The sequence below is a fragment of the Citrobacter koseri ATCC BAA-895 genome, from assembly GCF_000018045.1.
Classification (GTDB): domain Bacteria; phylum Pseudomonadota; class Gammaproteobacteria; order Enterobacterales; family Enterobacteriaceae; genus Citrobacter_B; species Citrobacter_B koseri.
Window position 1 is genome coordinate 2569478 of the sequence record NC_009792.1, and the last position, 11714, is coordinate 2581191.

Consider the following 11714-nt stretch of genomic DNA (forward strand, 5'->3'; position numbering starts at 1 on the left):
TGAAATTAGCAACCAGTACAAAACGCTATCCATAAGAAAAAGTCATGGCTAATCATGCGAACAAAAAAGCATCAGACGTTGAAAAATTCAGCAGAGTCTTCTTTACTGCAAAGAAAATAAGCCAGCATCCGCTGGCTTATGGAAAGCTAACCTTACGAACCACAATTAAGCGCAATTTTTGGCAATTAATCGTTCCGGCAGCACAAAGCTGAAGCGCGTCCCTTTACCCGGCGAACTGTCGATAATCAATCGACTCTCGTGATGATTCAGCGCATGTTTCACAATCGCCAGACCTAATCCGCTTCCCCCGGTTTGCCGCGACCGCGCTTTGTCCACACGGTAGAAACGCTCCGTCAGACGCGGAATATGCTCAGGCGCAATCCCCGGCCCGTTATCTTCCACGCTGAACTCCGCACCGTGGGTCACATGCTGCCAGCGCACGGTAATATGCGTTCCCGCAGGCGTGTGATTCACCGCGTTATAGACCAGGTTCGAAATCGCACTGCGCAACTGTTCTTCGTTACCCAATACGCTCAGCCGGGCATCCACTTCAAACGTAAAGGTGTGTTTCTGCTGGCTGAGCGCCTGCGCCTCACGCTCGACAACGCGCAGCATCATCGGCACATCCACCCTTTCGTTCAACAGCAGCGCGGGCGCCGCCTCAATTTTCGACAGCGTCAGCAGTTGTTTCACCAGCCCTTCCATCCGGTGCGTTTGCTCACGCATCGTATGCAGCGCCTTCTCCCGCGTCGCGCCTTCCAGAGGCTGCTCCTGCATCATCTCCAGATAGCCCTGCAAGACGGTGAGCGGCGTGCGTAGTTCATGGCTGACGTTCGCGAAGAAATTGCGCCGCGCGCCTTCAAGCTGGTGCATCTGCGTCACGTCGCGCGCGACCATCAACAGTTGCTGATCGGTATAGGGCATCACGCGGATCTCCAGATGCCGCCCGGTGTTGAGCACCAGATTGAGCGGCCGGATAAAATCGCGTGTTTTGAGATACTGCGTAAATTCCGGGTAGCGCAGCAGGTTCAGAATGTTTTGCCCGTTGTCGTCCGGCCAGCGCAGCCCAAGCACCTGTTGCGCCAGTCCGTTACACCAGAAAATCCCGCCGTCTTCGGTTGTCAGCACCACCGCGTCGGGGAGGGATTCCGCCCCGCTGCGAAAGCGTTTAATCAGGTTTCCCAGTTCGCGACGCCGCTTTTTATTACGCAACTGCATCTGGTGCAGACCGTACAGCAGCGGCTCCCAGCTCCCGCGTCCCGGCGGCGGCGTCATACTCATATCGACCCACAGCCACCAGGAGAGGCGCAATAAATTCCAGAAATGCCAGATCAGCAATCCCGTTACCGACGCCAGTAAAAACCAGGGCAGATAACCAAAAAAAGCACTGAGGATAAAAGCGGGGATGCAGCAGAGGATCAGCTCCAGCACCAGCCTTTTCCATGACAGCCGTTCCAGCACGCGTCACACTCCCTTCAGAATAGTAAACCCGCCCGCCACACCGAGATGCCGGTCTGGCGGCAAGGTATTAAAAACGGGTCGAAAAGCGATACCCGGTTCCGCGTACCGTTTGCACCATACGATCGTGACCGCTGTGCTCCAGCGCTTTACGCAAACGACGAATATGTACATCGACCGTACGGTCTTCAACATACACATTCGTTCCCCAGACATGGTTGAGGAGCTGCTCGCGACTGTAGACGCGCTCAGGGTGCGTCATAAAGAAGTGTAACAATTTAAATTCGGTCGGCCCCATATCGAGCGGATTTTCCCCGGTCATCACGCGATGTGAGGTTGGATCGAGGCTAAGCCCCTGCATCTCAATCACCTCTTCTACCGCCATCGGCGAAATGCGGCGCATCACAGCTTTGATACGCGCCACCAGCTCTTTAGGGGAAAACGGCTTGGTGACATAGTCATCCGCCCCGGTTTCCAGCCCGCGCACGCGGTCTTCCTCTTCCCCTCTTGCCGTCAGCATAACCACAGGGATATCCCGGGTCATCGCTTCACGCTTGAGGTGTTTAATAAACTGAAGGCCCGACCCGCCGGGCAACATCCAGTCAAGGAGGATTAAATCCGGCCAGGGTTCATTCAGTTGGTTCACAGCACTGTCATAATCTTCGGCTTCTACTGGCTGAAAGCCATTTTGCTCGAGCACGAAGCAGACCATTTCACGAATTGGAGCTTCATCTTCTACGACCAGAATACGTCTCGCCATGATTTGCCCTGTTTAAATAAGTCGTTGTCATCAATGCGGCGCCATTATGCGTCAGATTTATGACAGATTTATGAAAAAGATAGTCGACATTCGGCTCAGGTTATTGATTTATGACAGTCACGAAACAAGATATTACCGTTCCCGACGGGTTATAATCCTGCCCACGCTTTTTCGTCATGGAACCGTTATGCGCATCCTTCACACCTCTGACTGGCATCTGGGACAAAACTTCTACAGCAAAAGCCGCGCCGCCGAGCACCTGGCGTTTCTCGACTGGCTGCTGGAAACCGCGCAATCTCACCAGGTGGATGCGATTATTGTCGCGGGTGACATTTTTGATACAGGATCGCCGCCAAGCTATGCCCGCGAGTTGTATAACCGGTTTGTTGTCAATTTACAGCAAACCGGCTGTCATCTGGTGGTGCTGGCCGGAAACCATGACTCCGTCGCCACGCTCAACGAATCCCGCGATATTCTGGCGTTTCTCAACACCACCGTGGTCGCCAGCGCAGGCCACGCGCCGCAGTACCTTTACCGTTGCGACGGCACGCCGGGCGCCGTGCTTTGCCCGATTCCGTTTTTACGCCCGCGCGACATCATCACCAGCCAGGCGGGGCTTTCAGGCAATGAAAAACAGCAGCATCTGCTCGGGGCGATCACGGATTATTACCAACAACAGTATCAGGAAGCCTGTAAGCTGCGCGGCGACGGCGATCAAACTCTGCCGGTTATCGCCACCGGGCACCTGACCACCGTCGGCGCCAGTAAAAGTGACGCGGTACGTGACATCTATATTGGCACGCTGGACGCCTTCCCGGCGCAAAACTTCCCTCCTGCCGATTATATCGCGCTGGGACACATTCACCGGGCGCAGATCATTGGCGGCACGGAACACATCCGCTACTGCGGCTCTCCGATCGCGCTGAGTTTTGATGAGTGCGGCAAAAGCAAATGCGTCCATCTGGTCAGTTTTGCAAACGGCAAATTACATCAAGTAGAGAACCTCACCGTTCCCGTCACTCAACCGCTAGCGGTGCTGAAAGGCGATCTGGCCTCCATCACCGAACAACTTGAGCAATGGCGCGATGCTCACCAGGAGCCTCCCGTCTGGCTGGATATTGAAATCACCACTGACGAATACCTTCACGATATGCAGCGCAAAATTCAGGCATTAACGGAGTCGCTGCCCGTTGAGGTTTTACTGGTGCGCCGCAGTCGGGAAAATCGCGAACGCATTATGGCTAACGAACGACGTGAAACCCTGAGCGAACTGCGCGTGGAAGACGTTTTTACCCGCCGTCTGGCGCTGGAAGAGCTGGATGAACCCCAGCGTGAACGTCTGACGCAGCTTTTTACCACCACCCTACATTCGCTGTCCGGGGAGCATGACGCATGAAGATTCTCAGCCTGCGCCTGAAAAACCTCAACTCCCTGAAGGGAGAATGGAAAGTCGATTTCACGGCAGAACCTTTTGCCAGCAACGGGCTGTTTGCCATCACCGGGCCGACCGGCGCGGGGAAAACCACGCTGCTCGACGCCATCTGTCTTGCGCTCTATCACGAGACGCCGCGCCTGAGCACCGTTTCGCAATCGCAAAACGATCTGATGACCCGCGATACGGCCGAATGCCTTGCCGAAGTGGAGTTCGAGGTTAAAGGCGAGTCTTACCGCGCTTTCTGGAGCCAGAACCGCGCCCGCAATCAGCCGGACGGAAACCTGCAAGTGCCGCGCGTGGAGCTGGCGCGCTGCGCCGACGGAAAAATCCTCGCCGATAAGGTCAAAGATAAGCTGGAGATGACGGCATCGCTTACCGGGCTGGATTACGGACGCTTTACCCGCTCCATGCTGCTGTCGCAGGGGCAGTTCGCTGCGTTTCTCAATGCGAAGCCAAAAGAGCGCGCTGAGCTTCTGGAAGAGCTGACCGGAACCGAAATCTACGGGCAGATCTCCGCGCTGGTGTTTGAAAAGCACAAGACCGCCCGCACCGACCTGGAAAAGCTTCAGGCGCAGGCCAGCGGCGTCTCGCTGTTAGCGCCGGAGCAGCAGCATTCCCTCAATGAAAGTTTGCAGGCGCTCACTGACGAAGAAAAACAGCTGCTCGCCCGCCAGCAGCTTCACCAGCAACATCTGCACTGGCTGACCCGTCAGAATGAGTTGCAGGCTGAAATGAATCGCCGCCAGCAGGCGCTGCGGGTCTCCCAGGAAGAACAGGAAAACGCGCAGCCGCAGCTGGCCGCGCTGAACCTGGCGCATCCTGCCCGGCAGTTACGCCCACACTGGGAACGCATTGAGGAACAAACCGCTGCCGCCGGGCGCACACGTCAGCAAATTCAGGAAGTGAATGCTCGCTTACAAAGCGTATTACACCTGCGCAGCCGCATTCGACACAGCGCTCAACAACAATCCGCCGAACTGCGCGCCACCATGCAGACGCTGACCGGGTGGCTCACCGAGCATGAACGCTTCCGCTTGTGGAGCAGTGAACTGGCAGGCTGGCGTGCGCTGTTTGCTCAACAGTCCAGCGATAAAGTGCAGTTGCTTAAATGGCAGCAGCAGTGTGCAAGCGATATCCGCAAGCGTGACGCGCTTCCACCGAATCCTCTGACGCTTACGCCAGAAGAGGCCACGGCAGCGCTGGCGCAGCATACGCAGCAGCAGCCGCTGCGTCAGCGGCTCGCCAGCCTGCATGGGCAGATAGCGCCTAAGCAAAAACGACGGGAACAACTGCAAACCGCGATCCAGAATAGTCAGCAGGAGTTGGCCCGACGCAGTGCGGCGCTGGAGGGTAAGCGGCAGAAATATAAAGAAAAAAATCAGCAGTTCATGGATGTAAAAACGATTTGCGAGCAGGAGGCGCGCATCAAAGATCTGGAAAGCCAGCGAGCGCTGCTGCAATCCGGTCAGCCATGCCCGCTCTGCGGCTCGACCTCGCATCCGGCGATTGCATCCTATCAGGCACTCGAACCCGGCGTGAATCAGGCGCGGCGCGATGCACTGGAAAAAGAGGTCAAGACGCTGGCTGAAGAAGGCGCCGCCTTACGCGGGCAACTGGAAACATTAACGCAGCAGCTACACCGCGACGAAAGCGAAGTGCAGGCACTGGTAAAAGAGGAGCAAGCGCTCACTCAAGAATGGCAGACGCTGTGTGACGCGCTGAACGTTACGCTGCACCCTCAGGACGATATTTCACCGTGGCTGACCGCCCGGCAGGACTATGAACAACAGCTGTATCAGCTCAGCCAGCGCCATATGTTGCAGGCGCAGATCGCCGCCCATACCGGGCAGGTTACGCAGTTTCAGCAGCAAATCGACCAGCGTCAAACCACGTTGCTGTCTGAACTGCGCCGCTACGGGTTATCCCTGCCCGCCGACGGAGAAGAAGCGTCGTGGTTAAACGCCCGCGCGGATGACGCGCAAACATGGCAACAGCGCCAGACGGAACTGGGTGAGCTACAAACGCGCATCGCGCAGTTGACTCCCCTGCTGGAGACACTACCGGAAACAGATATTCTCCCGGAGAGCGACGAGCGCGTGGCGCTGGATAACTGGCGGCAGGTACATGATGATTGCGTTTCGCTACAGAGCCAGTGGCAGACCTTGCAGCAGCAGGAAGCGCAGGAAATGCAGCGGGTAGCACAGGCGCAGGCGCACTTTGACGCCGCGCTCAAGGCTAGCGTATTTGACGATCGTGCCGCCTTCCTTGCCGCGCTGCTGGACGATGAGACCATCGCCCGCCTCGAACAACATCGCCAGGCGCTGGAAAACCAGTTACAGCAGGCGCAGGCCTTAGCCGCTCAGGCGAACCAGGCGCTGGCAGAACATCAACAACATCCGCCCGAGGGGCTGGATCTCACGCTCACACCTGAACACATTCAGCAGGCCGTGGCGCAATTAACCGGACAACTGCGGGACAATACGACGCGTCAGGGGGAGATCCGCCAGCAGCTCAAACAGGATGCGAATAACCGCCAACAGCAGCAGTCTCTGATGCTGGAGATTGAAAACGCCTCGCAGCAGGTGGAGGACTGGGGTTATCTGAACGCGTTAATCGGCTCTAAAGAGGGCGATAAATTCCGCAAATTTGCTCAGGGACTGACGCTGGATAACCTGGTCTGGCTGGCGAACAATCAGCTGACTCGCCTGCATGGTCGTTACCTGCTCCAGCGCAAGGCCAGCGAAGCGCTGGAACTGGAGGTGGTCGATACCTGGCAAGCGGATGCCGTTCGCGATACCCGCACGCTGTCGGGCGGCGAAAGTTTCCTGGTCAGTCTGGCGCTGGCGCTGGCGTTGTCCGACCTGGTCAGCCACAAAACGCGCATCGACTCCCTGTTCCTTGATGAAGGGTTCGGCACGCTGGACAGCGAGACGCTGGATACCGCGCTGGATGCCCTGGACGCGCTGAATGCCACCGGTAAGACGATTGGCGTAATAAGCCATGTGGAAGCGATGAAAGAACGCATTCCTGTGCAAATTAAGGTGAAGAAAATCAACGGGCTGGGTTACAGCAAACTGGATAAGATGTTTGCTGTGGAATGACGGTTGTTTTGCCGGATGGCGGCGTAAACGCCTTATCCGGCCTACAGGGAGCACGTTGTAGGCCCGGTAAGCATAGCGCCACCGGGCATTACGCCGGATGGCGGCGTCACCGCCTTGTCCGGCCTACAGGGAGCACGTTGTAGGCCCGGTAAGCGTAGCGCCACCGGGCACTATGCCGGATGACGGCGTAACCGCCTTATCCGGCCTACAGGGAGCATTTTGTAGGCCCGGTAAGCGTAGCGCCACCGGGCATTACGCCTTATCCGGCAAAAAACGATTTACTCCTGCGGCCACAACCATGCCGCGCCGCGAACGCCGCTGGAATCGCCATGTAACGCCTTACGAACCGGCGTTTCGCATTCGCCGCCAAAAACAAACGGTTTAATCAACGATGGCACGGTGTTGTACAACCGATCGACATTGCTCATCCCGCCGCCTAACACGATAACGTCCGGGTCGAGGATGTTGACCACATGGGCTAACGATTTCGCCAGGCGCAGTTCATAACGGCTAAGCGCCCGTTCCGCCAGCGCGTCCTGCTCGTTAACCAGACGGATAATGTCATTCCCTTTCAGCGGATGACCACTCAGACGATGGTAATCCGTGGCAAACCCGGTTCCTGAGATAAAGGTTTCAATGCAGCCTTGTTTGCCACAGTAGCAGGGCACTTCTTCACGGTAGCGCAGTTCATCTTCATCCATCCACGGCAAGGGATTGTGTCCCCACTCGCCTGCCGTACCGTTGCCGCCGGTATGCGCCCGACCGTTCAGCGCCACGCCAGCCCCGCACCCGGTGCCGATGATCACCGCAAAAACGGTCTGCGCTCCGGCCGCCGCGCCATCCACCGCTTCGGACACCGCCAGACAGTTGGCGTCGTTCGCCAGGCGCACTTCCCGCTGCAAACGCGCACTCAAATCTTTATCGAACGGCTGACCGTTAAGCCAGGTTGAGTTGGCGTTCTTTACCACGCCGGTATAGGGCGAGATCGAACCGGGAATACCCATCCCTACCGTACCCGTCTGGCCCGTCGCCTTTTCCGCCATCCCGACCAGCGAAGCGATGGTCTCTATCGTTTGTCGATAATCATCCCGCGGCGTAGGCAGACGATGGCGAAACAGCTGTTCCCCCGCATCGCCGAGCGCAATCACTTCCGTTTTCGTGCCGCCTAAATCGATACCTATACGCACACATCGCTCCTCATTTTTAGGGAATATCAACAGAGTAGAGGCGGGTGTTCTGGTTGGCAATGCAAGCCCGCCGACAATTCGTTATTATACCCGCTGGATTTAACGACAAGGCCGTGGAAATTATCATGCTGTGGTTCAAAAATTTAATGGTTTACCGTCTTAGCCGCGATATTTCGTTGCGCGCCGAGGAGATGGAAAAACAGCTAGCCTCGATGACGTTTACCCCTTGCGGCAGCCAGGATATGGCAAAAATGGGCTGGGTTCCGCCAATGGGCTCGCACAGCGATGCGTTAACGCATACCGCCAATGGCCAAATTATTATCTGCGCGCGCAAAGAAGAGAAGATTCTGCCGTCGCCGGTGATCAAGCAAGCGCTGGAAGCGAAAATCGCCAAACTGGAAGCTGACCAGGGGCGCAAGCTAAAAAAAACGGAAAAAGACTCACTGAAAGATGAAGTGCTGCACTCACTGCTGCCGCGCGCCTTTAGCCGTTTTAGTCAGACAATGATGTGGATCGACACCGTTAATGGTCTGATCATGGTCGATTGCGCAAGCGCTAAAAAAGCGGAAGATACGCTGGCGCTGCTGCGTAAAAGCCTCGGCTCGCTGCCGGTGGTTCCGCTGGCGCTGGAAAATCCTATCGAGCTGACGCTCACCGAATGGGTGCGTTCCGGTACGGTGGCGCAGGGATTCCAGTTGCTGGACGAAGCAGAGCTGAAAGCAATGCTGGAAGACGGCGGCGTGATCCGCGCGAAGAAACAGGATCTGGTCAGCGACGAGATCGCCGTGCACATTGAAGCGGGTAAAGTGGTCACGAAACTGGCGCTCGACTGGCAGCAGCGCATTCAGTTCTTGATCTGCGATGACGGTTCGATCAAACGCCTGAAGTTCAGCGATGAACTGCGCGATCAAAACGAAGATATCGATCGCGAAGACTACGCTCAGCGTTTTGATGCCGATTTCATTCTGATGACGGGTGAGTTGGCGGCGTTAATTCAAAGCCTGGTTGAAGGTCTGGGCGGCGAAGCGCAACGCTAAGTGAATATTCCCTCTCCGCCGGGAGAGGGAAGCGCCATTATAAATAGCGGCAAAGATAGGACGTCGGTTCAGCCACCTGCAAATGGAACTCACTTTGGCCAGGGACGTTAAACACCTCGCCCGCTGCGTAGACTTTCCACTCGGTTTCCCCCGGAAGCAGTACGTTCAACGCGCCACTGACCACCGTCATCTCCTCCGGCGCGGCAGTGCTAAAGGCATATTCGCCTTCCGCCATCACGCCGACACTGGCGCGACCAGTACTGCTGCTGGTAAAGCCGATCGATTTCACTTTGCCGGAAAAGTATTCGTTACTTTGTAGCATAAACTGGCCCTTTCTCATGGTTACGTTAAGCACCAATATAGGGTCGCGACCTTCTGCCTGTCACGCAAAATTAACCGAGTAATTCCGAAGCCAGCCGTGCAATCAATACATTAGAGAGCAAGACCGGAACATCCAGCGCTCTTTGCAATAAATCACGATGACGCTGATTAAATCCAATGGAATCCAGCATGATCACATCCGCGCCCTGTTCCAGCAAATCTTTACCGGCATCAATCAGTTGTTGTTCCGATCCCTGCACGGGATTCGCCAAAGAAAAGACCGGAGGACGTTGTAAGACCTGCCATTTTCTCGCCTGCACATCCAGTAACTCTTCAACCGGCACAATCACGCCCACCTGGTGGCCATCAACAATCGACGCCACTAACGGCGGGATAATACGCAACGGCTCCAGCAGGATCGTGTTACGCGCGGTCATACTGTTAATCGCGGCGGTATTCATCAATAAAATGACATCGTAGCCCTGGTTATCCAGCACTTCGATAATACTTTGCAGGTCGCGCTCCACTTTCTGGCGCGAAACATGGACGATTTGGTTATCACTGAGCAACGTTAATAGCGGATCGTCTCCGGCCTCGACGGCGTACTCCGCCAACACCTCTTCACGGCTGATCTCACCCAACAGACTATGATGGGTAATATGTTGCTCATCGATATACTCCGTCAGAAGCGGCAGCACTTCGCTCATTGGCACAACGCCGATCGTGAGGATAGCCAACGACGCACTCATTTTCTGTTCCACCTTCTTTTTACTTCGTCGTTAATTCCCGGGTAAATGCCTGAACACTTACCTGCCCTGCGCTACAAATGCAGAAAAGCGTAGCAGGAGATCGGCAATGCATTGTGTAAAGATTCCAAATCACTCCAGTAGTATATTGTTATCGTTTAATTTTCAGTTTTAGCAGAATGCGGCAATGAGTGAAAAGTGTGATGCAAGTACGTTGTGACGTGACTCAGGCGCCTTGCCGGGCGTTCCACACGTCAGGATTTATCAGCTTTTATCGGGATCTTCATAGCGCGTTTTGGCATCCATCGCTTCCTGCGCGGAAGGATGCTCGCTGATCAGTGCGTTGGGTTCGGGATAGTCGGCGCGAAGCTGGTACCAGGTCACCGTCTGACCTGGCGTTCCTTTCTCAACGGTGACGATATACGCTTCCCGGGGATAAGGCGGTTTTGTTGGCATAGTTCTTCCTTTTTACTGGATGAACTTTAATTATAGACGCCGCCCTGCAATCGTTGCGCCGTCTGCGACAACGCCGCAAGAATTTCAGAAACAACCTGGTCAGGGGCATGGCTCGCATCGATGATGTAATGCGCGGCTTCACGATACAGCGCGTCGCGCTGTTCGAGCACTTCCTGCACCTCTTCACTTAAGGGCTTGCCGGTTAGCGTCGGGCGCAGTCCCTCTTCTGGCGCGGCCTCCAGCCGGTTCACCAGCGTGGACACTGGCGCGCTTAAATAAATCACAATGCCATTTTCGCGCATATAGCGACGATTGTATTCGGTGAGGATGATCCCTCCCCCCGTCGCAACCACCGTTGACGGCGCGGTAACCGCCTTCAGCGCTGCTGTTTCTCTGGCGCGAAAGCTGTCCCACCCTTCCCGGTCAACAATTTCCGCAACCGTCATCTGGACGTGCGATTGCAACCACCGATCGGTATCAACAAACTGGAAATCCACTGCCTGCGCAAGCGCCATACCGGTTGTTGTTTTACCACAGCCGCGAGGGCCAACAAGAAAGAGAGGTTGCGTCATAGCGGGCTTTCCCCAGAGAGCCGCAAAGGTGCGGGATCTGATGTCATCAAAGTAATAATCATACCACCAAACTAGTACATCGTTAAATGTAAATAAATCATTCCACAAAAACCGTGAAAGATTGTACGCGCTTACTATAACAAGAAATCATCAGCAGCAAAGTGTAAAAATAACATTACATTTAGCGCGTTCTGCGCTGGACTTCCAGCCACCACTTATCCAGCTCGGCGGCGAAATGCTGGCGATCGCGCGGAGAAAGGCTGTCCGGCCCGCCCGTCTGAATCCCGCTGGCGCGCAGGGTATCCATAAAATCACGCATTGTCAGGCGTTCGCGGATCGTTGACTCCGTATAGCGTTCACCGCGTGGATTCAGCGCCGCCGCCCCTTTTTCCAGCACTTCAGAGGCCAGCGGGATATCCGCCGTAATGACCAAATCTCCGGCTTCGCACTGACGCACAATCTCGTTGTCAGCGACATCAAATCCGGCGGGTACGCGCAGTGTGCGGATAAAACGCGAAGGCGGTACGCGTAAATTCTGGTTTGCCACCAGAATAAGCGGCATCTGCATACGTTCAGACGCACGGTACAGAATCTCTTTAATCACATTCGGACACGCATCCGCATCCACCCATATTGTCATA

Annotated in this window: 11 protein-coding genes; 3 read left to right on the forward strand and 8 right to left on the reverse strand. The window is 55.7% G+C overall.

Features of this window, described 5'->3' with window-relative positions; genetic code table 11:
* Positions 1-165 precede the first annotated feature (165 nt).
* On the reverse strand, positions 166-1461 hold the full coding sequence (phoR, locus tag CKO_RS11795; RefSeq protein ID WP_012133590.1) for a phosphate regulon sensor histidine kinase PhoR: 1296 nt from the start codon (positions 1459-1461) through the stop codon (positions 166-168).
* 67 nt (positions 1462-1528) lie between these two features.
* Positions 1529-2218 (reverse strand): phosphate response regulator transcription factor PhoB, encoded by a 690-nt coding sequence (gene phoB, locus CKO_RS11800; protein WP_012133591.1) that lies wholly within the window; start codon positions 2216-2218, stop codon positions 1529-1531.
* Positions 2219-2405: 187 nt separating this feature from the next.
* Here phoB and sbcD point away from each other — a divergent pair, with 187 nt between their 5' ends.
* Positions 2406-3614, forward strand: coding sequence for an exonuclease subunit SbcD (gene sbcD, locus CKO_RS11810; protein WP_024130603.1), 1209 nt, complete (start codon positions 2406-2408; stop codon positions 3612-3614).
* Positions 3611-6754 carry an exonuclease subunit SbcC gene (gene sbcC / locus CKO_RS11815; RefSeq protein ID WP_012133593.1) on the forward strand — a complete coding sequence of 1048 codons (3144 nt, stop codon included), beginning with the start codon at positions 3611-3613 and terminating at the stop codon, positions 6752-6754. The genes sbcD and sbcC overlap by 4 nt, the downstream gene beginning before the upstream one ends.
* 278 nt (positions 6755-7032) lie before the next feature.
* Here sbcC and mak read toward each other — a convergent pair whose 3' ends face one another.
* Positions 7033-7941, reverse strand: coding sequence for a fructokinase (mak, locus tag CKO_RS11820; protein WP_012133596.1), 909 nt, complete (start codon positions 7939-7941; stop codon positions 7033-7035).
* Positions 7942-8066: 125 nt separating this feature from the next.
* Between mak and rdgC the strand changes: the two genes are divergently transcribed.
* Entirely contained in the window at positions 8067-8978 is a 912-nt protein-coding gene (rdgC, locus tag CKO_RS11825) for a recombination-associated protein RdgC (RefSeq protein WP_024130604.1), read from the forward strand.
* Between the two features lie 37 nt (positions 8979-9015).
* Here rdgC and ppnP read toward each other — a convergent pair whose 3' ends face one another.
* From ppnP to CKO_RS11850, 5 genes are all read right to left on the reverse strand, one after another.
* Positions 9016-9300 (reverse strand): pyrimidine/purine nucleoside phosphorylase, encoded by a 285-nt coding sequence (ppnP, locus tag CKO_RS11830; RefSeq protein WP_024130605.1) that lies wholly within the window; start codon positions 9298-9300, stop codon positions 9016-9018.
* Between the two features lie 70 nt (positions 9301-9370).
* Entirely contained in the window at positions 9371-10048 is a 678-nt protein-coding gene (locus tag CKO_RS11835; RefSeq protein WP_012133600.1) for an AroM family protein, read from the reverse strand.
* Positions 10049-10309: 261 nt separating this feature from the next.
* The gene (gene yaiA / locus CKO_RS11840; protein WP_012133601.1) at positions 10310-10501 is read right to left on the reverse strand and encodes a protein YaiA; all 192 of its coding nucleotides are present in this window, start codon (positions 10499-10501) and stop codon (positions 10310-10312) included.
* A 26-nt stretch (positions 10502-10527) separates the two neighbouring features.
* Complete coding sequence (aroL, locus tag CKO_RS11845; RefSeq protein WP_024130606.1) at positions 10528-11073, reverse strand: shikimate kinase AroL; 546 nt, start codon at positions 11071-11073, stop codon at positions 10528-10530.
* A gap of 181 nt (positions 11074-11254) precedes the next feature.
* Positions 11255-11713, reverse strand: a complete 459-nt coding sequence (locus CKO_RS11850) for a YaiI/YqxD family protein (RefSeq protein WP_012133603.1) — start codon at positions 11711-11713, stop codon at positions 11255-11257.
* Position 11714 lies beyond the last annotated feature (1 nt).

What these genes read in the sequence shown, in the direction of transcription:
- CKO_RS11850 (WP_012133603.1), bottom strand. Translation starts at nt 11,713, where the DNA reads ATGACAATATGGGTGGATGCGGATGCGTGTCCGAATGTGATTAAAGAG.
- yaiA (WP_012133601.1), bottom strand. Translation starts at nt 10,501, where the DNA reads ATGCCAACAAAACCGCCTTATCCCCGGGAAGCGTATATCGTCACCGTT.
- sbcC (WP_012133593.1), top strand. Translation starts at nt 3,611, where the DNA reads ATGAAGATTCTCAGCCTGCGCCTGAAAAACCTCAACTCCCTGAAGGGA.
- aroL (WP_024130606.1), bottom strand. Translation starts at nt 11,073, where the DNA reads ATGACGCAACCTCTCTTTCTTGTTGGCCCTCGCGGCTGTGGTAAAACA.
- phoB (WP_012133591.1), bottom strand. Translation starts at nt 2,218, where the DNA reads ATGGCGAGACGTATTCTGGTCGTAGAAGATGAAGCTCCAATTCGTGAA.
- CKO_RS11835 (WP_012133600.1), bottom strand. Translation starts at nt 10,048, where the DNA reads ATGAGTGCGTCGTTGGCTATCCTCACGATCGGCGTTGTGCCAATGAGC.
- ppnP (WP_024130605.1), bottom strand. Translation starts at nt 9,300, where the DNA reads ATGCTACAAAGTAACGAATACTTTTCCGGCAAAGTGAAATCGATCGGC.
- sbcD (WP_024130603.1), top strand. Translation starts at nt 2,406, where the DNA reads ATGCGCATCCTTCACACCTCTGACTGGCATCTGGGACAAAACTTCTAC.
- rdgC (WP_024130604.1), top strand. Translation starts at nt 8,067, where the DNA reads ATGCTGTGGTTCAAAAATTTAATGGTTTACCGTCTTAGCCGCGATATT.